This window comes from Amycolatopsis sp. NPDC004368 (assembly GCF_053602515.1).
The window spans coordinates 1-21,245 of record NZ_JBSGDT010000062.1 but is presented as its reverse complement, the minus strand read 5'-3'; the positions used below and the strand labels follow the sequence as shown (position 1 = coordinate 21,245).

The following is a 21,245-nucleotide window of genomic DNA, read 5'->3' as shown; positions in this document are numbered from 1 at the left end:
ACGACCCCAAACCCTTCGTCTGGACCAAAACCGCCGACCAGATCCTCGACACCCTCGCCGCATACTGCCAACGAATTAACGACTCAGGACACTAGCCTGCAAGCGCCCGATCCGAATATTGAGCTGCAGCCATAAGGCCCTCCTCGTCAAACTCGACGAATGCTCCTGATCCGGAGATATTCCACCAATATTCATCAGAGACGAACGGTTCGGATTTCACCGCCATCCGCCCACTGGATTCAGCCACGTTCGCAAATTCCGACAGCGTGAAATTCTGCACCGTGATCCTCACGCCGCGCGGACCAGGAACAACCAGGTTCGACCCGGAAGACTCAAGGGCGCAGCTGTGGGCCAGTCATTACCACGGCGTGCCAGGGGAATGCTCAGCCGCCACTGCGACGTGGTGGTCCGCCTCCGTCGACGGAACTGCCCGTGTCCCAATAGGCCGCTCAACCGGTTCATGGAGAGTCACCGGCGAGCGCTTGCAGACTGGTGCTCCCCGAGTTCTGATCGAAACCGAGTCACCCTCATCCGCGTGGGTCGCCGGCTTTTCGGTTTGGGTGGCGGTGGACAGGGCCAGCACGCACGTCTGGTTCTGCCGATGTCGTGCGGAGGTGCACGCGCACGTGAATGTCGCAGCCTTGCGAGGAGTGCCGGTGCGGTTCGGTCGGGTGCTGCGGGTTGCGGTCGCGGAGCTGGCGGTAGGCGGTGATCACAGCCGCGAGCCGGTTGCGGTCCGGGTGGGGTGCGTCGGGGTGGCAGTCACGGACGGCGCGCCGGTAGGCAGCGGTGATCTCGGCGGCGCTGGCGTGGGAGGCCAGACCGAGCACCGCGTAGGGGTCGGGCAATTCTGCGGGGTGTGGGGCGTTCATGGCGAGGACCGGAGCGGACCAGTTGGGTTGACGTGGCTGATTTCGGTGTAGTAGTCGCGCGCCGCGATGTGGGCGGTGTCGAGGGCCTGCCGCAGGGTGGCCAGTTCCCGGCAGGCGGAGGCCAGATGCGCGGTACCCGCTGCGCCGTCGACCTGGCGAAGCTGCTCGGGGCGTTGGGTGTGGTGGCCGGTGTGCTCGGCCACGAGGGTCACCAGATCGGTCAGCTCGCCGGTGAGCTGGATCAGCTGCCAGCCGACGTCACGCAGCTGCGCCAGGCCAGGTGTCCTGGTCGGGTCGGCCGCGCGGACCGCGCGCCGGAGGTCACGGGCCGTCGTGGCCAGCGTGGTGGCGATCGTGGCCGAACGGCGTCCGGTGGTGCCCATCGTTTCCGCTCACCTCCTTCTGCGCTCGATCCGCCGTGGGGTCCGGGGCCAGGGCTCGCTGTTGTCAAGAACCAGTCCATCGCGATGCTGGTCGGCGAGGCCGGATCGGCAGCGCTCGGGCCGGGGTCGGCGAAGACGCAGGCCCCGCCCGCGCGGGCGGGGCCAAACGTCCGGCCAGGCTCTGGCTCGTTCAGGCGTTGATCTCCTTGGCCTCACTCGCGCCGCTGATGGCGATCTTGCGCGGCTTGGCCTGCTCGGCGATCGGCACCCTCAGCGTCAACACCCCCGCCTCGTAGTGCGCTGCGATGTTATCTGCGTCGAGTGCCTCACCCAGGAACAGCTGACGCGAGAACACCCCGCGCGGCCGCTCGGACACCTGGACCTCGGCGCCCTCGTCGTAGACCGGGTTGCGTTCGGCCTTGATGGTGAGCACGTTGCGCTCCACGTCCAGGTCGATGGAGTCCGGCGCGACACCGGGCAGGTCGAACTGCACCACGTACTGGTTGCCGGACCGGTAGGCATCCATGGGCATCACCGCCGGGCGCGATGTGGTGCCGGTGGCACCGAAGAACTGCTGGGTCAGCCGGTCCAGCTCCCGGAACGGGTCGGTCCGCATCAACATGACCATCCCTCCTCTGTTCCTTTCCTGGGCATCCTTTCCTGGGCACCGCCACCGGCGTGCTGGTGACCGGAGGCGGCTGATCCTGCTTCGCGGTCGGTAGTGGTTCTATGTGTGATCGTCGAGGTCCGGCCCTGCCGCAACCTGGCGGCAGGGCCGGAACCAGTTCGGTCGGAATGCGCGTTGTCGAAACTGCAGTTGCGATCGGTTCTTCGATCACCCTGGTGCCCGTCCTGGCTGTGGTACCGCCGGCCGGGGTGTCGCGAAGGGTGCGCCGCGAGACGCGGGGCCGGGACCGCTGTGAGGTCTCCTCGGCCGTGTGCCGAAGCAGGCATCCCCTTCCGGCGAGAGAACCACGGAGGGCTCCGGGTGTGCGGGCATCACCTGCCTTTCGAGGTCACCGTCTCGTTCGCCGGCCGCAAAGGGCACCTGAGAGCGGAGGCGAACGCTGCCGATGCCCACCGCGGATCGCCTGCACCACGCCGACCAGCCGGTCGCCGGTCACGACGGCGCGGCGGCTTCGTGGAGGTCGCCGCGGTCCTGAGGACCCAGGCCGGGGCGTTGGTAGATAGGGAGGGATGGCACCGAAATTGGCAGTCATGATCGCGTCGAACTCCGCACGCAGCCAGGCCGCGTCAGCGTAGACCAGCTCGAAGAACCCGCTGGTCACCGCCTCGCGATGGATGGTGTCCGGCATCGTCGATCACTCCCCGGCAACGTCGTCGTGTTCGGCACCAGGTCATGCACTGCTCTTTCATTTCTATAGCGCGCACTGCAAGTTGTGTCAAGCGTTCGCTCTAGATAATCTGGAGCGGCGGGGGCGTTCGTGACGACCCGAAAAGGAGGTGTACGTGGCTGATCTGGGCAACCTCGACGACCAGGATTACCCAGCCTTCACCACCGGGCAGACCGCGAAGATGCTGGGTGTGCAGGAAGCGTTCCTGCGCAGCCTGGACGCCGCGGACTTGGTTCGCCCCCAGCGCTCGGACGGCGGGCATCGCCGCTACTCCCGCCGCCAGCTCACCCTCGTGGTCCGGCTGCGCGAACAACTCGACGAAGGCCACACCCTCACCGCGGCCGCCCGCATCATCGGCCTGCAAGACCAGCTCGCCGACGCCGAGAACACGATCCACGACCTGCGCGCCCAACTCGACCGGCGCTGACTCCACGCCGGAAGGCCGCACTTGACAGTCATGGCTTCCACTGCGGCTTCGTGCGAACGACGACGCCGGCGACGTTGGGTTCATGAATCAGCACCGCATCTCGCCCGAACACCTGATTACCGAAACAGTCGCCGGGCGGTCTGCTGCGGACGTGTTCGAGGTAGCCGCGACCGGGTGCACCCTCCCGCAACTGCACTCGCCGGGGACGTCGATCACCATGCCCGCGGCACTCTCGACGCCTTGCTTGGCAGCTCGACGCGGACGACGTCTCAGCGCGCGGCACCGAGCCGCTGGGCGAGCAGCTTCTTGCCCTGCTCCGCACCCTTTCGGCTTTCCTCCTGCGCACGGCGGAAGAAGGCGGCCAGCTCACGGTCGCCCGCGCGATCGGCATCGGCGATATAGGATTCCATCCGCAGGGCGTTGCTGAGGCATGCCTCCACAAACCAGATGATGTTGTAGTCCTTGTCCTGTGTACCTGTGACCTGGTCGGTTTCACTGCCAGTCACGATTCCTCCTCGAAACTCGTTTCTGAGAACCGGCTACCCGGAATCCTTCGCGTGACACCCGCCCGGGACCGAAGACGAGTGCCAGTGCGGCGTGGGGAAAATGCAGGCCTGCTCCCGCGCCCCCGTCCGCTGTCTTTCGAGGCAAAAATGGAACTGCCGTCCCCCGCAGCGACAACCTCGTCGACCGATTCCCGAGTTTGCTCTCCGCGTTCGGCGCTCTGCCTGCGCAGCGCCGTCCCGGGAGCGCTGCTGTCCGACAAGGCCTGGCGGCAGGCACATGGTCACGACGGCGCTGACCTGCACTGTTCTCGCCGTCGCTGCTCCATCCGGATTACGCTTCGCTCCAGTGCCACCTGGGCGGACAACTTGCTGGGTCCGTGGTGCCGGCAGGCGCGGGCAGCCGACGAGACGTGCGGGGGACATCTCGTCGGCGCCCGTCACACGACCGCGAGGGGTGCCGTTGCCGGTGGAGACGTCGCCGGGGCGTGTGGTGTTACACCTCGTCCGGACGGGTTGTCTGGGCGGTGTGGCGCATGCGTCGCCGGTATTCGCGGGCGTGCAGGGGAGCGCCGCACTTGTTCTTGTCGTGGCAGACTGCTGTTGTTCTTCGACAGGTCGAAGAACGCTATGCGGCACAGGGGGTCGTGGCATGGCTTGAGTCGGTGGAGGGTGCCGTTCTGCTGGGCCGGCCGCAGTTCCGTACTCAGTGCCGACTCGAACCACGCGTCGTCGCGCCCGAGCGGGACCGCTCGGACCTGACCACCCTCCACCGTGACGGCGACGCGGGTGCTCAGGTGCTCCGCCGGGGTGCGCAGCAGCGCGTCGCGGATCGCCGAACGAAGCTCGCGCACCCGGTCGAGCCCCGCGCCGGTCAGGTTCATCGTGGGCGCGCGTCCACCGTGGACGGCTTGCGCGCGCACGTCGGCGGCAACCAGGGCGTGGCACTGGCCGCTGAAGCGGAAGCGCACCTCCGCCGGGCCGCGCTCCGCTTCCCTGTCGCCACCATCGTGACCGCCGACGGCTGCGAGCTCCATCCCGTCGGCACCGGCATCGACCGGTCCTTCGCCTACCTGCTCGCCGCTGTGGCCGACCTCGCCTCCCGCGGCGCGTGGTCACGCGTGAAGGTTTGCAAGAACGACGGGTGCTACACCGCGTTCTTCGACAAGACGCGCAACTCTCCGGCGCTCTACTGCAGCCCCACGTGCAGCGGTCAGATGGCCACCCGCGCCTACCGGGAGCGGAAGAAGGAGTGTGCCGCGAGGTAGCTCGCCAGGCGGTAGGGACCGGCCGTCGCCTGCCTCCGCGGTTGCCGGTCAGGCGACCTGTTCGGCGACCGGCAGGGTGTGCATGACACCGTCATGGAACACGAGCGGGCCGCGGCCGAACACCTCGGCCGCCTCGGCGCTCGATCCCCTCGGCGATCTGGTTCGTCACCAGACTCTTGCTGGGATCAGAGCACCGGAAGAAGGTTCGGTCAACGAACTCACCCTGGTAGGCTGAAGTCATGGCTCTTCCCAAGTACTACGCGGGCCAGCAGTGCTCGATGGCCCGCAGCCTTGAGATCGTCGGCGAACGCTGGACGTTGCTGATCCTGCGCGACGCTTTTTTCGGTGTGCGGCGGTTCGGGGATTTCCTGGCCCACCTGGGAATGTCGCGTGCCGTGCTGACCGAACGCCTTGAGGGACTGTTCGAATCCGGCCTGCTCTCGGAGACACTCGGCAGCCACGGTTACCGCGAATACGTCCTCACCGACAAGGGCCTGGGCCTCTGGCCGGTCGTGCGTGACCTCCTCGCCTGGGGCGACGAACACTTCTCCGAGCGCGGCCCGCGCCGGGTGTTCCGCCACGTGGGTGATTCCGGCCTCCTCAACCCGGACGGGTCCTGCACCGCGTGCGGTACCGCAGTCGCCCCGGCCGACCTCGTCGTCCTCCCCGGCCCGGGCTACGACGACCACGCCGACGACTTCGTCAGCGAGGCCCTCGCCGAGCCGCACCGCCTGCTGGAGCCACTGCGCGCTCGGTGAACGTCGTGATCACCGCGAACCGCAGCCGGACAGGCGGGTTTCGAGGTCGACGACGGCTTGGTCGTGGTCAGACGTCGCCGGGTCCAAGATCCACACGCGGTGGTCGTACGGCCGGAAACCGAGGGAGGCCATGTCCTGCGGGCGTGGTGCGGCTCCTGGCCGGAGGTAGCCGCGAAGGGAGCCACCGCGATCAGACCCGGCTCGGCACACAGCCACTGCACCATTCGACTGACGAGGAGCCGGCCGACCCCGCCGTGACCGCGCCACGCCGACGCGAGCACCACGTGCCCGATCAGCACGACCTGGTTGCCGGCCGCGGTAACCGAACCTTCCAGTCGCGCGGCGAGCCGGCCATACCCGGAGCCGTCCGACTCGCCGAAGAGCGCGCCGAACGCGGCGAATCCGGTGTGGGAACGAAGTTCGCCGACGACGTCACCCGTGTGCTGCAGGTCGACGAGGAGCCCACCCGCCTCGAAGAACGTGCCGGTCACGCCCCCGTCGACCGCGCGGCACTCCGCGAGGAACATCCCCGCGGCTTCCGCGCGTTCCGCCGGCTCGAGCGTGACGTTCGCTTCGCCGGACCAGACCGCCACGCCCGAACTGCTCAACATATCGCCCGTCAGCGACGCTGTCGTGCCCACGGTCATCCGCGCTCGGCCGAGCAGGCTCGCCGGACCGAGCGGCGCGTGCCGGGTCACGAGAGGGCGCGGGCGAGGCGGACGCACCCGCGGGCACGAAACTGCTGCCCAGCCAGCCTTCCGCGAGCTCGCCGGCCAGCTCGAGCATCTTCGGCATCAACGCCGCGACGTAGATCGGGATGTCCGGGTTCGCTGTGCCGGACCTTGTCGCCGGCGAACACCTGCCGGACGATCTCGATCGTTTCCCGCATCCGGCGCGGCGGGCAGGAGTACGGCAAGCCGTTGCGGCGGACGAGGGAGTACGTCGAGATGGTGCGGAAGGTGATCGCGAGGGAAAGCCCGGTCGAGTTCCGCGGGGAGTACTTCACGATCCCGGCGGAAGGGGGGTCCGGTCTCGGGAAACCGTTGCACGTCAACATTCGGCCGCGCCGACCCGAGGTCCCGATCTACCTCGGTGCCCAGGGCCCTGAGAATGTCGCGCTCGCTGCCGAGATCGCGGACGGCTGGCTCGTCCTGTTCTCCGGCCCCCAGCTCGACGCGTACTACCGTGCGGCGCTGGCCGAGGGGTTCGGCCGGCCGGGTGCGCGGCACACGGCCGAGTCGTTCACCGTGGTCGCCAACGTCAACGTGTCCTTCGAGGACATGGCCAGCCCCGCGACGCTGCGGACGCTCGCCGAGCTGATGGCCTGAACCCGACGCCGACCGGGCTCCGCGTCGCGCTCGATACGCAGTGGCGAAGTCCGGTGCCGCTCGAACCCGGCGGCGTGGTGCCGGTGCCGAACCCCGTCAAGTCAGTGAGTGACAGCGCCTTCCCGGTCACCTGCGCGGGAAATCCGGGCGTAGACCGGGATCGCCACGCCGACGACAACGGAAATGGCCGCGCAGATCACGACCGGAACCGTCCAGGAATGCAGGAGGGCTTGCCGCGACGAAGGGTCCACAGTGGACGTGACCACCGCAACTCCGAGTCCGGAACCGAGGTAGCGAGCGGTATTGTTGACACCGCTGCCCATGCTCGCGTGGTGCGCGGGGACGGTGGCCACCGCTTGGGCGCCGAGCGCGGCGTTGAGCAATCCGGTCCCGACGCCGGCGATCGCGAATCCCGGAACCAGGCGCAGCAGCGTGGCGCCGTCGGACAGGGGAGCCAGCGTCGCCAGTCCGGCGCCGGTGATGATCAGCCCCAGGGCGAGCTGGGTCTCCGGGGTGATGCGCCCGCGGAGGTGCCGCGCGACCAGCGAGACGAGCACGCTCACCCCGGACCAGATCACCAACGGCGTCGCTCCGGCAAGCGACGAGCCCCGCAGACCCTGCTCCACCAGCGTCGGGGTGTAGGACGTCAGCGCGATCACGCCGAGTCCCGCGGTGAAGGCGGCGATGGTGACTGTGACGAACTGCCAGTCGGTGAACAGGCTGATGTCCACCAACGGGGATCCAGTGCGCCGCTCATGCCGCACGAAGAAGGCCATGATGAGGACACCCACGACCAGGAACACGAGCACTGTCGGCCGGACCCAGCCGGCGCGGCCGAGCACCAGCCCGGCCAGCAGCGCACTCGGGCCGGCGATCAGCGCCGCGGCACCGAAGTAGTCGATCCGGCCGCTGGTCGACGCAGGCCGGGCGTGACTGGCCGGCAGCGCCCGGAAAAAGACGATCAGGCCGACGCTGAGCACTCCGACGACGAGGTACGGAACGCGCCAGCCGGCGGCCGGTCCGAGGAGGGACGCCAGCAGCGGCCCGACGAGGATGCCGCCGCCCAGGCTCGCGCCCCAGAAACCGGTGGCCCGCGCCCTCCGGTGGCCGTGCGGGGTGACCTGGGCGATCAAGCCCAGACTCGTCGCGACCAGGGCCGCCGCGCCGATGCCCTGACCGACGCGGGCGATACTGAACAGCGTCGGGTTAGCAAAACCGGTGCCTCCGAACAGGAACGCCGCCTGCACGACGGCGCCGATCACGAACACAGTCCGCCGGCCCAGCCGGTCGGCCAGCGCACCGCTCACGAGCAGGCCGGCGCCGAGTCCGATGCTGGCGGCGCTGAGCATCCACGTACGCCCCGTCGCACTCGCACCCATGGCGTTGCCCAGGGAGACCAGCGTGCTCATCGGCAACGTGAACATCACCATCGCCAGTGCGGTGGCGACGCACGCCAAGGCAACCGTCGGGCCCTCCGCGTGCGGCTCCGGGTCCACCGTCGCGCGCCCGGTCTGAGCCGTTGACTGATTCTCGACGTTCACGTTCGTCCCACCTTCTGCTGTTCCTCGTGCACGCTCTGCTTCCCGATCCGATGCCGGCCGACCAGCGCCGGCCCGCCCCGTCACGGCACTCCCGCCGGCGCCGCGGCCAATGCCCGCCGCAGCGCGTCGACCAGGTCGGCGCTCCTGCGGCGGGACACCGCGCCGAAGGCTGCGCCAGGGAACGTCTCCGGGTAGAGGTGCAGTTCCACCGGCACGTTCGCCTGGGCGAGCCGGCGCGCGTACTCCAGCGCCTCGTCCCGGACCGGATCGAGCTGACTCGCCGTGACGTAGGCCGGCGGCAATCGGGCGAGGTCGGCGCCGCGCGCCGGCGCCGCGTAGGCGGACACCAGGGGTCCGCCTGCCTCGGTGCCGAGGTAAGCGGCCCAGCGCCGCTCGGCGTCGTGGCGGCGCCGGTCCCGAGTGTCCGCCGCGGCCCACGCCCATTCGGTCGCGAGCCGATCGTCGAGCATCGGTGAACCGAGCACCTGGAGCGCCGGCGCCGGGCCGCCGCAGTCGCGTGCGAGCAGCGCTACCGCGGCCGCGAGTCCGCCGCCGGCGTCCTGTCCGGACACCGCAATCCGCGTCGGGTCCACGCCCAGGTCCCCGGCGGATTCCGCCAGCCACAACAGCACTCCGTAGCAGTCTGCGACCGCGGCGGGGTGCGGGTGCTCGGGCGCGAGCCGGTAGCCCACGGAGACCACGACCGCACCCACCGCCGCGGCGATCGCGGAGGCGGTGGTGTGGTCGGTGTCGAGATCGCCGGTGACGAAGCCGCCGGCGTGCAGTTGCAGCACCGCCGGCCACGGCCCGCTTCCTCGCGCCGGCCGGTACACGCGCACCGGCACCGCCGGCGCGCCGTGTCGGCCGGGTACTTCGCAGTCTTCAATGGTCACCCCGGGCAGGTCCGGTTCACGAGCGTCGTGGGAGTCACCAGCCTCGGGGTCCGGGAACCCGGGCAACCGGGCGGAGAGCTCGGGATTCACCGCGTGGGGCAAGGGAAACTCCTCGGTCGGGCCACCCGCGTCAGGACGCGGGGACGGAACGCTGGGCGCCGGCCGCGAAAAGTGCGCGCTTGTCGCGGGCGAACTCTTCGACGGAAAGCGGTGGGCGGCCGCCGACCTTCTCGACGATGTCGTTCGTCCCCGCGAAAACACCGTTGCGGTAGTCGACCGCGACCTTGCTCATGTGCTGGACCAGGTGCGGGTCGTAGCCGCGCTCGACCAGCGACGCCGAGAACTCCTCGATGCTGATCGGCTCGTAGTGCACCGGGTGGCTAAGCGCCCGCGCCAGAGCTTCGGCGATACCTCGGTGATCCATCTCGACGGGGCCGTGCAACCGGTAGATCGCCCGGTTGTGCGGCTCGGGGTCGAGCAGCACCGCCGCGATCACGCGGGACTGGTCGGCCGCCGCGATCGGCGCGTGCCGGCCGTCGCCGAATGGCAGCCGCAGGTACCCTTCACCGTCACGCAGGCTCCACGACACCGCGAGCAGCTCCGCGAAAAACGTCGGGCGCAGGTGTGTCGTGAGCAGGTCGGTCCGGTCCAGCAGACGTTCGGCCAGCCAGTGCTGCCGGGCCGCGTTGCTCGCGGCCTCGCGACGCGCGGGGAGCTGCGACATGTTGACCACGGACCGGACACCGGCTTCGGTCGCGGCCTGCGCGAACGTCACGGTGGCCTCCAGCGGGCCCGGCAGGAGCGGGTAACAGAAGTACGCCCCGGTCACGCCTTCCACCGCGGCACTCACCCCCTCGAGGTCGCGCAGGTCCGCGATGACCACCTCCGCACCGGCATCAGCCAGTACCCGGGACCGGTCGTCTTCGCGGTGCACCAGGGCACGGACGCGGTGCCCGCGCTCGATCAGGAGTCTGATCACCCCTCCCCCCGTCCGACCGGTTGCCCCGGTGACCAGGAAGCGCCTGTCGTCCGACATGGAAAACCCTTCGTAGAGCAGAGAACGTGAGCTCAGCCGGTGCCGGGCAGCCGGGCACCGTCGACGTGAGCCTCGGCGAGGCGGAGCAAGCCCGGGTGCCCCTCGGCCACTTCGTCCCGGTGCTCCCACCGGAAGGTGAAGGCCTCGGTGAACCGGTCCATGGGCGGTCTCCAGGGTCGGCGTCGTCGCGGTACCCGCGAATCGACTGAGGAAAAAGTCTGGTGAACGAACTATCGTGACTGTAGCACGGGCAGGTTCGGTGAGCGAACCTCGCGCGCCCGAGGTCGAACGTGCACTTCACGCCACTTGACAGTCCGTCCTGTTGAGCAACTAAGCTCGCCGAACCGCTGCGAGCCGGTTGAGTGGCGAGGGGAGCCTGGCGCCGATGACTGACGCACGCCCCCGCGAGAGCATTTCGGGCATGCTCGTGGAAGCCGAAGGGTTCGACGAGCACGGCGGCTGGACGATGGATTCGCAGTTCGAGTCCGAGATGGGATCTTCGTACCTGCTCGCTCACGGCCTCGGGCGTCCGGTCGCCGACGCGACCACGACGATCGCTGTTCCCGAGGCCGGCGATTGCCACGTGTGGGTGCGCACGAAGGACTGGGTGCCCGAGCACCACCCGGGGCGCTTTTCCCTCTCCGTCAACGAAACCCGGCTGAACGCCGAGTTCGGGACGCACGGCCGGGACTGGTCCTGGCAGCCGGGCGGCAGCGCCGCGCTCAGCCGCGGCGAGGCACGGCTGACGCTGCACGACCTGACCGGGTTCGACGGGCGCTGCGACGCGATCTTCCGCAGCCAGAGCAGTGCACCACCCCCGGACGAGGCACCTCGCCCGTGGCGCAAGTACCTCCGCGGCCTGCCGCCGGATCCGGTGCGCTCGCTGCGCAACGTGACAGCGTAACGCTGCGCGAAGCCGGTCGCCATCTCGTCGAGGCCCTTCAAGAGGGTCGACGAGCGGATCGGGCTCCGGCAGGGCGCGCGGCGCCTTGGCGAGCGCTCCCCGGACGATCAGCTCCACCCAGCGGTACACACTCGTGGTGTACTTGACCAGAAGACCAAGAGTCCAGTCAGGACAATGCGGAACAGCGTCCGCGGGTGCGCTCCGGCCGGCCGCGGCCGGCAGACCCGGTCCCTGCTCCGCCGATTTGGTCGAGGTAGTACTCGGCATCCACCGGCGGTCGGTGAACCGCGTCGCGGGTACGGGGAGCCGGAACAAAGGACAGCGAGGTGCTCCGATTTCGCATCTGTGTAGGTATGTCAGACGACGTAATATCGGCTTCGTCAACATCTTCAACCGCGGAGGGAGGAGCAAGGCGTACCCGACACCGATCTTCACTTCTCCCTCGATCCGGTGTGCCAGTTCGCCTGGCTGACGTCGAAGTCGTTGCAGAAGTCGTTCGGTCCCACATCTTCGACATCCAGCCCTGGCGCGATGACGCCGACGCGCTGTTCGACGAGTCGTGGGACGCGCAGAGCCGTGCCGAAACGGACGCCGCCCGCGCGTTGACCGGCAGGGACGTCGGTACCCCGATCCTGCACGTCGACCCGCCGGACGGCCTGCGCGAGCGCCCGCAGTTGCGGGTGTACGGCCTCGTACGAGTCGCACGTCGACAAGCACGAAGACTGGCATCAGGGCAGCCGCCGCCTCAGGCACTGGCCTTACCCGGCTGTGCCGGGCGCGCGGGGCGACCCCGGCCGAGGAGACCAGGGCTGCCTCGCGCTCCGAGTCACTTGCTCGTCGCGTCGGCGGCGCTGACGATGAGGTCCGTGACCTTGCCGGGCTGTGACACGTACACGTCGTGCGCGGCGCCTGGCACCACGACCGTGTGCGCGTGTGCGCGCTCGGCCATGAATTCCTGCGCGGCGAACGGGATGCTGTTGTCCGCCGTCGGGATCAGGTCCCACACCGGTACGTCCTTCCACGCGGGCACACCCGACACCTCGCTGACCGCCGACGCCGTGACGGGACGCTGCCCGGCGGCCATCTGCCGGGCCTGTGCCAGCGGGATGTCGGCGGCGAACAACGCCGGGAAGAGGTCCTGCCGCACGTAGAGGTCGGTCTCGCCGTCGGGAAGGGTGACCTGCCGCAAGGACGCGCTGAGGGTGCTGCCCGGGAACTTCTTCGTGATGTCCAGCGCGTTCTCGCCCTGATCCGGGAGAAAGCTCGCGATGTAGACCAACGCCCGCACCCGGGGGTCGTTCCGCGCCGCGGCGGTGATCACCGAACCGCCGTACGAGTGCGCGACCAGCACGACCGGACCACCGACGCTGTCGACCAGAGCCCTGACGTAGGCCGCGTCGGACGCGACTCCGCGCAGCGGAGTGGCGGCGGCGATCACGGGGTAACCACGCTGTTCGAGCCGGGTGATCTCGCCGTTCCAGCTCGACGTGTCGGCGAACGCCCCGTGCACCAGCACGATCGTCGGCTTTGCCGGTACCGGCCGCTGGTGCCGTGCCGGTTGGCCGTGCGCCGCCGGTAGCTCGGGCCCTGTCTGTTGCGAGTGCCCTGACTGCTGCGAGTGCCCTGACTGCTGCGTCGCCGCCGACGACGGCACCGCGGCGAACACGGCACCGGCGGCCAGCGCGGTCGCGGCGGCGACGATCCGGGCCAGGCGAGTACCTCTGCGCATCTGGTGCTCCTCGGGAAGGTTCGGACAGGTCGCGGATTCGCCCCGCCGGACTGCTACTGCTCGTTCCACCATCTGGTCAGGCCCTCCGCAACCTCGCGCGCCTGCTGCGCGGCCGCTTCCGTCGCCACGTCGATGAACCGCGCGTCGAGCAAGTCGGACGGCTGCTGGTAGTAGGACTCCGAGACGAGCACCTGCACGTCGAAGCCGTGCTCGGTGAGGAAGGCTTCCTCGCGCGCGATGTCGTCCATCGGCCGGCAGGCCACGATCAGAACTTTGCCCCCCGCCCATGTCGACGGCCGGTGCGACCCCCGGAGCCGCGGTGGAGCACGCGATGCCCAACGCGACCGGGAGGCGGTCGGTGGCCGACCACGTGCGCGCATCACCGGTGCCGACGTCCACGCTCACCATCGCCAGGTTTCGCGGCCACGAACCCCCGGGTGCGCCGAACCTCCACAGATCTTCGGCTTCGGCGGCCGACAGTGGCGACTCCGCCTCGACCGCGGCCTTCGCGAGCGCCAGCATGGAAGACCCGCCGGCACCGGGCTTCTCGCTCAGCAGGTGTCTGAGCTTGTCGCGGTCGCTGCGACCGCCCGCTGCGCGCTCCGCGTGCCAGGCCGCCCGTTCGCGCATCAGATCGGGCAGCCCCGCGAGACCGTCGGGCCGCATCGTCAGCCAGGCGCCGACGAGCGCGCCGGCCGACGTGCCCACCACGACCTCGCACTCGGCGGCCGAAAATCCCGCGGCGGTGAGCTCGAGGAGCAGCGCGGCCTCCCACGAGGCACCGACGGGTCCTCCACCACCCAGGACCAGCGCCTTCGGAATCCCATCCACGGGAGAAAAGCCTTTCACCAGTTGATGTCGAAGGGGAAAAAGACTTCGTCTTCGGGCGTCTTCTTGCGCTGCGCCAGGAGCTTGACCGCGCTCGCCCCGGCCGGCACGCGCAGTGACGGGTTGTCCTGCTCGATCGTGTCGGCCACGATCGAGGCGACTTCCTCCGGGGTCACGACCTCGCCGCGGGTCTTCACCAGCTCGTCGAACAGCGGACCGTACGGGTCGTCTTCGGAGCGGTACAGCTTCGCCTTGGCGCCACCGTTCGTGGCCACCACACCAGGCTGGATCAAGCTGACCTTCACACCGAAGTGCCCGGCCTCGATCGCGAGCACTTCGGCCATGGCTTCGACCGCCCACTTGCTCATGCCGTACGGGCCGATGATCGGCAGCACCATCCGGCCCTGGATGCTGGACAGGAACACCAGGTGGCCGGACCCGCGCTCGCGCATGCCGGGCAGAGCGGCCTGCACGACCCGCAGCGCGCCCAGCGTGTTCAAGTCGAACAGGCGGGCCACCTCGGACACAGGCACACTCTCCAGGGGAGCACGCATGGTCTCGCCGGCGTTGTTGATCACGACGTCGATCTCGCCGGCCGCGGCGAGCGCGGCGTCCACACTGGACTGATCGGTCACGTCCAGCCGCAACCGCTCGGCGATGGGCAGGTCGGCCAGGTTGTCCGGGTTGCGCGCGGTGCCGATCACCCGGTGACCGCGCTCGGCCAGTTCCAGCGCCATGGCCCGGCCGATGCCCTGTGACGCGCCGGTGATGAGGATCGAAGACATCTCAAAATCTCCTGCTTGCTGAGTTGTTGCTGATCGGACGGCAGAGAACACACCGCAGCGAGCAGGCGACCGTCCGGCTGGGTTCCCACTGGACGACCGGATGGCGCGTCAGTCCTCTGTGGACCGCGCCGGACGGGGGTGTCGAAGCCGTTCCGGCGACTGTCGGTCGGCGAACGTATCGGTGTGCCTCCACGAAGGCTAGCAGCTATATATACTGAGCGACATAATTTGAAGGCATCTTTCGAGTGATGAAGCCGACCCTGGCGATCAGCCGCGGGCGGCCGCGAGCATTCGAGCGCGGTCGGCCACGGTGTCGCGGACCGCGTCGAACGGCTCGGGGCTGCGCAGGGCCCGCGAGGTGACCATCGCTCCCTCGACCCCCGCGACCGTGGCGTGGGCCAGCTCGTGGGCGTCGGCGGGATCGGCGCCGAGCACCACCAACCGAAGCGCCATGGTCTCGACCATGAGGAGAAACGCGCGCCGACTGGCAGCACCGAGCTCTTCCGAAGCCTGGCCGACCTCGAGCACGAGGGGCGCAATGGTGCACCCACGACCGTAATCGCTGGTCAGCATCCCTTCGCGAGCCGCCTCGACGTAGGCCCGGACCAGGTCCTCAGGCGCGGACGCCTCCCCTGCGAGCGCGGTGATCAGGTCGACCTGCTCACGCGTGTGAGCCTCGGCCGCCTCGGCGGCCATCTGCACCTTGCCCTGGGGGAAGTGGTAGTAGACCGACCCGCGGGGGGACGCGCTGCGCTCGACCACGTCGGACAGCGCCATGGAGTGGAACCCGTGTTCGCGGATCAGCTGGCGGGCAGCCCCGACCATCCGCTGCTTGGTGTCTGAACGTCGAGCCATGAGGAGAGTGTAGCGCTATTACCTGTATGACGGACGACATATTGGGTTGCACTCTGTCCTGTGTCGAACGACATAATCGGGCGAGGGTTCGCGGGCGGGGGACCAGCACGATGCCGTTCGTGCGCATCGGCCTCTCCCGCCTCAGGCTCGCCCGGATACCCGGCCGCCCCTATTCCCGAGGAGAAACACCGTGAACCGAACCGTCCGCTTCCACGAACTCGGCGGCCCCGAAGTGTTGAAGCTCGAAGAGGTTCCCGACCCGACGCCGCGGGCCGGTGAGGTCCTGATCGAGGCCCGCGCGTGGGGGCTCAACCGCGCGGATTCGCTGTTCCGCCGAGGACAGTACGGTGTCGCCCCGGCCCTGCCCTCTGGTTTGGGCTTCGAGGTCGGCGGCGTGGTCGCGGCCGTCGGTGACGGCGTCACCGAGTTCCACGTCGGCCAGGCCGTCAGCGTGGTGCCGGGCTTCGACCTGCTCGAGTACCCGATGCACGGGGAACAGGTCCGCGCGCCCGCGAACGTAGTCGTGGCACACCCGGAAGAGCTTTCCTTCGAGCAGGCGGCCTCGGCGTGGATGCAGTACATCACTGCGTACGGCGGCCTCGTCGACATCGCGCACACGCAACCCGGTGACACCGTGGTGATCTCCGCCGCATCCAGCAGCGTCGGCCTCGCGGCCATCCAGCTGGCCAAGCGGGAGGGCGCGAAAGCCGTCGCGCTCACCCGCACCAGCGCGAAGCGGCAGCAACTGCTGGACGCCGGTGCCGACGTGGTCATTGCCACCACCGAGGAAGACGTCGTCGCCCGCGTCCAGGAACTGACCGACGGCCGCGGCGCGCCGGTCGTCTTCGACTCCGTCGGTGGCGCCACCCTCCCCGCGTTGATCTCGGCCGCCGCCCCGGGTGCGACCGTCGTCATCTACGGCGCACTCGACTTCGCCCCGGCCACCGTGAACGTGCTGGAGCTGCTGCTCAAGCGGCTCACCGTGCGCGGCTTCGGCGTGATGGAACTCGCGACCGACCGACCGACCGGCGCCGCCTGGCCGCCGCCGTCGACCACATCCGCAAGGGCATCACCGATGGCGACCTCGTTCCTGTCATCGACAAGGTCTTCCCGCTGGAGGACTTCGCCGAGGCGCACCGCTACTTGGAAAGCAATGGCCAGGTCGGCAAGATCGTCGTCGCCCTCTCCCCCAGCGGCCCTGCGGCCGGCTGACCCGACAGCCGCCGTGCGATCGCACCCGCCTGCCGACGGGCGCGATCGCCTTTTCCACGCTCCGATGCTCGCCCGCGTAGTCCCAGCGTCGATCAGCCGCGCGGGGTCTGCGGACTACTTGGCCAGAGGCGTGACCCGCCGCCTGTTCAGCGACGACCCGTTCGCGCCCGGCCGCCATCGATCATCACGCCGAACCGCTCGTCGTCGATTCCGTGCCGGGTCCCGGCCTCCACGCCGGTCGGGCCGTTCGCCTCACCCGGGAGACCAGCCGAGCGCGCCTCGGCCGGCGGCCGGCGGAGAACCTCTTCCGGGGCTTCGACGGTCCGGCTGCGCAGGTACTCGCCGAGACCTTTTGCCTGCGGATCGGGACGGGCCGACGCGGCCACGCCCTCGCCGAGGAGACCGACCACCACGAAGTTGAGCGCGCGCAGGTTGGGCAAGTCGTAGCGCCGAATTTCGAGGGCGGCCGCTTCGGGCAGCAGTGCCCGGAATCGGTCTTCGTCGAGGTAGTGCCGGAGCCAGTCGTACTCCGCGTCGGTCCGGGTCCAGAGGCCGACGTTGGCGTTGCCGCCCTTGTCACCGGAGCGCGCGCCCGCCACGTCGCCCAAGGCCACGCGCCGGATCGGGCCGGCGAACACCGGCGGCTGGGACACGGCGGGATTCGCCGCGGTGGGGCGCGTCCGGCCGGCCAGCGGGCCGGGCTGTGGGTGCGGGATCACGCGCAGGGTGCCGTCCGGCAGGGTGACGCGGTGCTGGACTTCGGCCGCCGGAATCAGCGTCGGCCAGTAGACGCCGAAGTTGCTCCCTGCGGACGGCGGGGTCGTGGTGTGGAAGCCGGGGAAGCTGCCCAGCGCCAGTTCCACGGTGGCGTTGGAGAAGTGCCGGCCCACTTTGGCCGCGTCCGGGTCCTTGACCGTGATTCTCAGGTAGGCCGTGGCTTCGGCGTTCACGGGTGCGTCCGGGTGGTCGAAGCGCAGCAGGGCCACATCGGACTCGGCGAACTGTTCCTTGCCGCCGAGCAGCTCGAACAACTGCTGCTCGGCCCACGCGGCCTTCTCCTCGATCCGGGTGCCGGTGATCACCAGGGTCATCGTGTTGCGGTAGCCGCCGTCGTAGTTCAGGGCCACCTTCAGCTGGTCGCCGGGTGCACTGCCCCGCGTGCCGCTGATGCGCACCCGATCCTGGCCCGACGCCAGACTGCTGACCGGCGCCCGTCGGTATCGCCGGCGTGATCGCGCCGGACAGCGTCTCGGACACGCTCAAGGTCAAAGCGAAAGGGGCGCGCCGCAAAGCGGAGATCCGCACGGGCCTCGGCGGGACCTAAGGTAACCGAAGTGGACGTTCGCGTTCGCGGCCGGGTGCGGTGTATGCACTGCCGGCGCAAGATGGCAGTGCATACACCGCACCAGCCGGATCTACCACCGCTGCGCTGCGCGAACGCTCACCGCCAGGCGGCCACCTCCGGCGGATCAGGCGACGTCGACGACGACTTTGCCCGCCGCAGCGCCGCTCTGGACCAGCGCGTGGGCGTCTGCGACGGTGTCGAGCGTGAACCGCCGCGGGTCCACCAGCGGCGTGAGCTCGCCGTGGTCGACGAGCGCGGCGGCGGCCTCCGCAATGTCGCCGTGGTGGCCCCGGCCGCGCCCGGTGAGCATCGGCAGGAGCGTGAACACCCCTGAGTAGGTGGCGCCACGGAATGACAACGGTGCCAGCGGATGCGTGCCCCAGCCGAGCGAGCTGACCACATGGCCGGTGTAGTAGCGCGCCGCGGCGAAGGACGCGTCGAGCACAGGACCACCGACGGTGTCGTAGACGATGTCGAAGCCTTCGCCGTCGGTGTACTTCTCGACGTATTCGTCAACCGGCGTCCGGTAGTCGATCCCCGCGGCGCCCAGCGCTTCGATCGAGGCGAGCTTGTGCGGGGCGCCGGTGGCGAAGACCTCGGCGCCGCGCGCCCGTGCGATCTGGATGGCGACGTGCCCGACACCGCCCGCACCGCCGTGCACGAGCACCTTGTGCCCCGCCGCGACCCGCGCCCGGTCGACCAACCCTTCCCAGGCAGTGATGACGACCAGCGGCAGCACCGCCGCTTCGCGGAAGCTCAGTGATCGCGGCTTGTGCGCCAGCAGCATCGCGTCCACGGCGACGGCCTCGGCGAGAGAGAGAACCCTGAAGCTTCCCGACCCCGCCGGTGAGGCCGTAGACCTCGTCACCGGGCACGAACCCGGTGACGCCTTCCCCCACCCGGCCGACCACGCCGGCCAGGTCCATTCCCGGCACCGCCGGCAACTCCCGCTGGGCGTGCGCGGCCTGTCCCGCCGCGATCTTCAAGTCCAACGGGTTGACGCCGCTGGCCTTGACGTGCACCAGAACCTGTCCCGGCCCCGGTTCGGGGTTGCGCATCTCCCGCAACTGCAAGGGTTTCCCGAATTCCTCAAGTACGACCGCTCGCATTGAAGTCTCGCTCCTGCTCGATGTCCGACGTCCGGAGCGCTTCCGCCGGCTCCATATCCCTTGCTTAATCGAACAGACGAGTACGTTCGATTAAGCCCAACTGTGACCGAGGTCTCCACAGTGGCACTTCGTCACCGGAACGCCGGTTTCAAGCGTCACCGGCGAGCCGTTGCCCAGGAGCGACGCGGCGCCACGGACGGGGCGCCCCCCACGTGCCAGCCGTCGGTGCGCAGTTCCTCGATCAAGACCCAACGCACGGAAGGCTTCAGATCCCTCGGGCTTCACCATCACGTCGGTGAGAGCCGCGGCCAGCGCGTGCTTCTCCTCCTCGGTGGAACAACCCTCGACGAGCTTGACGTCGACGAACGGCATGACGGTGGCCCTTTCGCGGTGAGTTGATGCGGCTCACCGCGTGCCGGGGCACCGAGGCGCACGGATCTGTCAGATGACTGCGGTCGGCTGGTCGGCGGCGAGATGGCTTCCGATGAGGCGCCCGGCCGCAGCCTTCGCCCCGTCGACGACGGTCTGGTCCTGCAGCAGCCGCCCGGAAGCGAGCGCGCCGTCGATGAGCAGGCCGATCTGCTGCGCCAGCCCGTGCGCGTCCGGCGCGCCCGCTTGCTCGCACAGCTCGGCGAGCCACGCCTGCCGCCGTTCGGTGTGCTGGATGGTGATCGCCCGCGCCTCGGAATCCAAAGTGGTCTCGACGGCGGCGCTGATGAACGGGCAGCCGAAGAAGCCGTGCCGGTCGAACGCGTCGAGCAGCGCGTCGAAAACCCCAACCAGTTGGTCGGCCGCCGCCGGGCCGGCTGCCTCCGCGGCGGCACGCAGGCGCGCGCGCCACGACTCGTCGGTCCGCCGCAAATACGCCGCGACGAGGTCCTCCTTCGTGCGGAAGTGGACGTACAAAGTCGACTTGGCAACCCCGGACCGCTCGATGACCTGTTCGACGCCGACCCCCCGCAGCCCGTGCAGGTAGAACAACTCGGCGGCAGCATCCAGGATCCGGTCCACCGACTTCGTCTTGCGCACCCGCGTCACCACGGCACAGACCCCTCACCGGAACTGCTTAATCGAACAGAACTGTTCGTATTCTAGCAGGGCTGACCACTCAGGGGCTCCGACCGGCGAACACAACCCCGAGCTGGGCGCCGGGGCCGGCCTCAGTTGCGACTGCTTCCCGCTGGACTACTTCAGCCAGTCCGCGTAGCGAGTGGGAGCGATGCGGGCCCCGTCCTTGGTGGTGAGGACGGCGTCCGTTACGGCGCTGAATATGCCTGCGTTGTCGTCGACCGTCACCGTGCGGCGGTCACCTTTGGCGGCAAGGGTGATGCGACCCAACTCGTTCAGCGGGTAGGTGTCCGGGCCGCCCAGGTCGAGGGTTCCGTTCAGAGGCGCGCCGGCGGCGACCTCCGCGACGGTGGCGGCAACATCAGCCGCTGCGACGGGCTGCAGCGGTGTCACCGGCAGGCGGACGGTGTTTTCGTCGGCGGTCCAAGACAGAACCGAGTCGATGAACTCCATGAACTGGGTAGCCCGGACGATGGAATACGGAACCGGACCAGCTTTGAGCAGATCCTCCTGCAGCGTCTTGGCGCGATAGTAGTCAAGCCCCGGTACCTGATCGACGCCGACGATCGACAGGATGACGAAGTGCCCGATGCCGGCCTTCTCGGCCGCGGCCAAGAGGTTGCCCGTCGAGGTCTGGAAGAACGCGAGCGAGGCCGCGTCGAAGGTCGGGGAATTGGTCAGGTCGACGACCACGTCAGCGCCGACCAGTGACTCCTCCACACCCTCTCCGGTGATGGTGTCGACCCCGGTGGACCTCGAATGCGGCACGGCGTCGTGCCCTGCCGCCCTCAAGTCCTCCACCACTTGCGACCCGATCAGCCCGGTCCCGCCGATTACTGCGAACTTCACGACCTGTTCCCACCTTCGCTGCTCCACGACGACATCGAGCTCGCCGACCAGTCTTCCGGGAGTGGTGGACTGTGCTGCAGAGCGAAAACCGACCGGGTTCCCACAGATCCGGACATCGGTTCGGCACGGGCAGCCGCGGGTGCGACGCTTCAGGCAAACCACCGAGGACGCTTGTGAGGTCGAGACCGTGCCCAGCT

Annotated in this window: 26 protein-coding genes and 3 pseudogenes; 7 read left to right on the top strand and 22 right to left on the bottom strand. The window is 69.2% G+C overall.

Annotated elements, in window-relative coordinates; all coding sequences use genetic code 11:
- Window positions 1-91: 91 nt before the first annotated feature.
- The 4 genes from ACWEOE_RS41080 to ACWEOE_RS41065 form a co-directional block, all read right to left on the bottom strand.
- Window positions 92-280 carry a hypothetical protein gene (locus ACWEOE_RS41080; RefSeq protein WP_452019083.1) on the bottom strand — a complete coding sequence of 63 codons (189 nt, stop codon included), beginning with the start codon at window positions 278-280 and terminating at the stop codon, window positions 92-94.
- A 247-nt stretch (window positions 281-527) separates the two neighbouring features.
- Window positions 528-872, bottom strand: a complete 345-nt coding sequence (locus ACWEOE_RS41075; protein WP_452019081.1) for a J domain-containing protein — start codon at window positions 870-872, stop codon at window positions 528-530.
- The gene (locus tag ACWEOE_RS41070) at window positions 869-1,255 is read right to left on the bottom strand and encodes a hypothetical protein (protein ID WP_452019079.1); all 387 of its coding nucleotides are present in this window, start codon (window positions 1,253-1,255) and stop codon (window positions 869-871) included. The genes ACWEOE_RS41075 and ACWEOE_RS41070 overlap by 4 nt, the downstream gene beginning before the upstream one ends.
- Before the next feature lie 190 nt (window positions 1,256-1,445).
- Window positions 1,446-1,877, bottom strand: coding sequence for an Hsp20/alpha crystallin family protein (locus tag ACWEOE_RS41065; RefSeq protein ID WP_452019077.1), 432 nt, complete (start codon window positions 1,875-1,877; stop codon window positions 1,446-1,448).
- Between the two features lie 848 nt (window positions 1,878-2,725).
- Here ACWEOE_RS41065 and ACWEOE_RS41060 point away from each other — a divergent pair.
- The gene (locus ACWEOE_RS41060) at window positions 2,726-3,037 is read left to right on the top strand and encodes a MerR family transcriptional regulator (RefSeq protein WP_452019075.1); all 312 of its coding nucleotides are present in this window, start codon (window positions 2,726-2,728) and stop codon (window positions 3,035-3,037) included.
- A gap of 269 nt (window positions 3,038-3,306) precedes the next feature.
- Here ACWEOE_RS41060 and ACWEOE_RS41055 read toward each other — a convergent pair whose 3' ends face one another.
- Window positions 3,307-3,543, bottom strand: a complete 237-nt coding sequence (locus tag ACWEOE_RS41055; RefSeq protein ID WP_452019073.1) for a hypothetical protein — start codon at window positions 3,541-3,543, stop codon at window positions 3,307-3,309.
- Between the two features lie 575 nt (window positions 3,544-4,118).
- On the opposite strand from ACWEOE_RS41055, the gene ACWEOE_RS41050 reads away from it, so the two are divergent.
- Together ACWEOE_RS41050 and ACWEOE_RS41045 are read left to right on the top strand one after the other, a co-directional pair.
- The gene (locus ACWEOE_RS41050) at window positions 4,119-4,808 is read left to right on the top strand and encodes a CGNR zinc finger domain-containing protein (protein WP_452019071.1); all 690 of its coding nucleotides are present in this window, start codon (window positions 4,119-4,121) and stop codon (window positions 4,806-4,808) included.
- 239 nt (window positions 4,809-5,047) lie between these two features.
- Window positions 5,048-5,566, top strand: coding sequence for a winged helix-turn-helix transcriptional regulator (locus tag ACWEOE_RS41045; protein ID WP_452019069.1), 519 nt, complete (start codon window positions 5,048-5,050; stop codon window positions 5,564-5,566).
- Here ACWEOE_RS41045 and ACWEOE_RS41040 read toward each other — a convergent pair.
- Window positions 5,485-6,159, bottom strand: coding sequence for a hypothetical protein (locus tag ACWEOE_RS41040; protein WP_452019067.1), 675 nt, complete (start codon window positions 6,157-6,159; stop codon window positions 5,485-5,487). The two genes, ACWEOE_RS41045 and ACWEOE_RS41040, sit on opposite strands and share 82 nt — an antisense overlap.
- Before the next feature lie 249 nt (window positions 6,160-6,408).
- Here ACWEOE_RS41040 and ACWEOE_RS41035 point away from each other — a divergent pair, with 249 nt between their 5' ends.
- Window positions 6,409-6,894, top strand: a complete 486-nt coding sequence (locus ACWEOE_RS41035) for an LLM class flavin-dependent oxidoreductase (RefSeq protein WP_452019065.1) — start codon at window positions 6,409-6,411, stop codon at window positions 6,892-6,894.
- A 101-nt stretch (window positions 6,895-6,995) separates the two neighbouring features.
- On the opposite strand, the gene ACWEOE_RS41030 is transcribed toward ACWEOE_RS41035, so the two are convergent.
- The 4 genes from ACWEOE_RS41030 to ACWEOE_RS41015 form a co-directional block, all read right to left on the bottom strand.
- The gene (locus tag ACWEOE_RS41030) at window positions 6,996-8,435 is read right to left on the bottom strand and encodes an MFS transporter (protein ID WP_452019063.1); all 1,440 of its coding nucleotides are present in this window, start codon (window positions 8,433-8,435) and stop codon (window positions 6,996-6,998) included.
- A gap of 80 nt (window positions 8,436-8,515) precedes the next feature.
- Window positions 8,516-9,430, bottom strand: coding sequence for an alpha/beta hydrolase fold domain-containing protein (locus ACWEOE_RS41025; RefSeq protein ID WP_452019061.1), 915 nt, complete (start codon window positions 9,428-9,430; stop codon window positions 8,516-8,518).
- 28 nt (window positions 9,431-9,458) lie between these two features.
- The gene (locus ACWEOE_RS41020) at window positions 9,459-10,364 is read right to left on the bottom strand and encodes an NmrA family NAD(P)-binding protein (protein ID WP_452019059.1); all 906 of its coding nucleotides are present in this window, start codon (window positions 10,362-10,364) and stop codon (window positions 9,459-9,461) included.
- Window positions 10,365-10,396: 32 nt separating this feature from the next.
- A complete protein-coding gene (locus ACWEOE_RS41015; protein ID WP_452019057.1) occupies window positions 10,397-10,525 on the bottom strand; it encodes a hypothetical protein in 129 nt (42 codons plus the stop codon).
- Between the two features lie 224 nt (window positions 10,526-10,749).
- Here ACWEOE_RS41015 and ACWEOE_RS41010 point away from each other — a divergent pair, with 224 nt between their 5' ends.
- Window positions 10,750-11,268: a hypothetical protein gene (locus ACWEOE_RS41010; protein WP_452019055.1), complete on the top strand. Its 519-nt coding sequence runs from the start codon at window positions 10,750-10,752 to the stop codon at window positions 11,266-11,268.
- Between the two features lie 431 nt (window positions 11,269-11,699).
- Here the strand turns inward: ACWEOE_RS41010 and ACWEOE_RS41005 are convergent, their stop codons facing one another.
- From ACWEOE_RS41005 to ACWEOE_RS40980, 6 genes and pseudogenes are all read right to left on the bottom strand, one after another.
- Complete coding sequence (locus ACWEOE_RS41005) at window positions 11,700-11,981, bottom strand: hypothetical protein (RefSeq protein ID WP_452019053.1); 282 nt, start codon at window positions 11,979-11,981, stop codon at window positions 11,700-11,702.
- Between the two features lie 113 nt (window positions 11,982-12,094).
- The gene (locus tag ACWEOE_RS41000) at window positions 12,095-12,997 is read right to left on the bottom strand and encodes an alpha/beta fold hydrolase (protein WP_452019089.1); all 903 of its coding nucleotides are present in this window, start codon (window positions 12,995-12,997) and stop codon (window positions 12,095-12,097) included.
- Between the two features lie 53 nt (window positions 12,998-13,050).
- Window positions 13,051-13,260, bottom strand: coding sequence for a hypothetical protein (locus ACWEOE_RS40995; RefSeq protein ID WP_452019091.1), 210 nt, complete (start codon window positions 13,258-13,260; stop codon window positions 13,051-13,053).
- 22 nt (window positions 13,261-13,282) lie between these two features.
- A pseudogene (locus ACWEOE_RS40990) lies at window positions 13,283-13,828 on the bottom strand (patatin-like phospholipase family protein); the annotation flags it as partial.
- A gap of 14 nt (window positions 13,829-13,842) precedes the next feature.
- Window positions 13,843-14,610 (bottom strand): SDR family oxidoreductase, encoded by a 768-nt coding sequence (locus ACWEOE_RS40985; protein ID WP_452019051.1) that lies wholly within the window; start codon window positions 14,608-14,610, stop codon window positions 13,843-13,845.
- Between the two features lie 267 nt (window positions 14,611-14,877).
- A complete protein-coding gene (locus tag ACWEOE_RS40980) occupies window positions 14,878-15,465 on the bottom strand; it encodes a TetR/AcrR family transcriptional regulator (RefSeq protein ID WP_452019049.1) in 588 nt (195 codons plus the stop codon).
- A gap of 190 nt (window positions 15,466-15,655) precedes the next feature.
- Between ACWEOE_RS40980 and ACWEOE_RS40975 the strand changes: the two are divergent.
- Together ACWEOE_RS40975 and ACWEOE_RS40970 are read left to right on the top strand one after the other, a co-directional pair.
- A pseudogene (locus ACWEOE_RS40975) lies at window positions 15,656-16,411 on the top strand (zinc-dependent alcohol dehydrogenase family protein); the annotation flags it as partial.
- An 89-nt stretch (window positions 16,412-16,500) separates the two neighbouring features.
- The gene (locus tag ACWEOE_RS40970) at window positions 16,501-16,677 is read left to right on the top strand and encodes a zinc-binding dehydrogenase (protein WP_452019087.1); all 177 of its coding nucleotides are present in this window, start codon (window positions 16,501-16,503) and stop codon (window positions 16,675-16,677) included.
- A 146-nt stretch (window positions 16,678-16,823) separates the two neighbouring features.
- On the opposite strand, the gene ACWEOE_RS40965 is transcribed toward ACWEOE_RS40970, so the two are convergent.
- The 6 genes and pseudogenes from ACWEOE_RS40965 to ACWEOE_RS40940 all read right to left on the bottom strand — a co-directional run.
- Window positions 16,824-17,852 (bottom strand): acyclic terpene utilization AtuA family protein, encoded by a 1,029-nt coding sequence (locus ACWEOE_RS40965; RefSeq protein WP_452019047.1) that lies wholly within the window; start codon window positions 17,850-17,852, stop codon window positions 16,824-16,826.
- A 294-nt stretch (window positions 17,853-18,146) separates the two neighbouring features.
- Window positions 18,147-18,809, bottom strand: a complete 663-nt coding sequence (locus ACWEOE_RS40960) for a zinc-binding dehydrogenase (protein WP_452019085.1) — start codon at window positions 18,807-18,809, stop codon at window positions 18,147-18,149.
- A 76-nt stretch (window positions 18,810-18,885) separates the two neighbouring features.
- Window positions 18,886-19,080: pseudogene (locus ACWEOE_RS40955) on the bottom strand (alcohol dehydrogenase catalytic domain-containing protein); the annotation flags it as partial.
- A gap of 141 nt (window positions 19,081-19,221) precedes the next feature.
- A complete protein-coding gene (locus ACWEOE_RS40950) occupies window positions 19,222-19,503 on the bottom strand; it encodes a tautomerase family protein (protein WP_452019045.1) in 282 nt (93 codons plus the stop codon).
- A 69-nt stretch (window positions 19,504-19,572) separates the two neighbouring features.
- On the bottom strand, window positions 19,573-20,160 hold the full coding sequence (locus ACWEOE_RS40945) for a TetR/AcrR family transcriptional regulator (protein WP_452019043.1): 588 nt from the start codon (window positions 20,158-20,160) through the stop codon (window positions 19,573-19,575).
- 156 nt (window positions 20,161-20,316) lie between these two features.
- Window positions 20,317-21,245 (bottom strand): SDR family oxidoreductase (locus tag ACWEOE_RS40940; RefSeq protein WP_452019041.1); only part of this gene is annotated, 929 nt, incomplete at its 5' end.

Bases quoted from the DNA above. Each gene is read 5' to 3' on its own strand.
- ACWEOE_RS41075 (WP_452019081.1), bottom strand. From the start codon at position 872: ATGAACGCCCCACACCCCGCAGAATTGCCCGACCCCTACGCGGTGCTC.
- ACWEOE_RS41070 (WP_452019079.1), bottom strand. From the start codon at position 1,255: ATGGGCACCACCGGACGCCGTTCGGCCACGATCGCCACCACGCTGGCC.
- ACWEOE_RS41065 (WP_452019077.1), bottom strand. From the start codon at position 1,877: ATGTTGATGCGGACCGACCCGTTCCGGGAGCTGGACCGGCTGACCCAG.
- ACWEOE_RS41045 (WP_452019069.1), top strand. From the start codon at position 5,048: ATGGCTCTTCCCAAGTACTACGCGGGCCAGCAGTGCTCGATGGCCCGC.
- ACWEOE_RS41020 (WP_452019059.1), bottom strand. From the start codon at position 10,364: ATGTCGGACGACAGGCGCTTCCTGGTCACCGGGGCAACCGGTCGGACG.
- ACWEOE_RS41015 (WP_452019057.1), bottom strand. From the start codon at position 10,525: ATGGACCGGTTCACCGAGGCCTTCACCTTCCGGTGGGAGCACCGGGAC.
- ACWEOE_RS41010 (WP_452019055.1), top strand. From the start codon at position 10,750: ATGACTGACGCACGCCCCCGCGAGAGCATTTCGGGCATGCTCGTGGAA.
- ACWEOE_RS41000 (WP_452019089.1), bottom strand. From the start codon at position 12,997: ATGCGCAGAGGTACTCGCCTGGCCCGGATCGTCGCCGCCGCGACCGCG.
- ACWEOE_RS40985 (WP_452019051.1), bottom strand. From the start codon at position 14,610: ATGTCTTCGATCCTCATCACCGGCGCGTCACAGGGCATCGGCCGGGCC.
- ACWEOE_RS40980 (WP_452019049.1), bottom strand. From the start codon at position 15,465: ATGGCTCGACGTTCAGACACCAAGCAGCGGATGGTCGGGGCTGCCCGC.
- ACWEOE_RS40960 (WP_452019085.1), bottom strand. From the start codon at position 18,809: ATGCTGCTGGCGCACAAGCCGCGATCACTGAGCTTCCGCGAAGCGGCG.
- ACWEOE_RS40950 (WP_452019045.1), bottom strand. From the start codon at position 19,503: ATGCCGTTCGTCGACGTCAAGCTCGTCGAGGGTTGTTCCACCGAGGAG.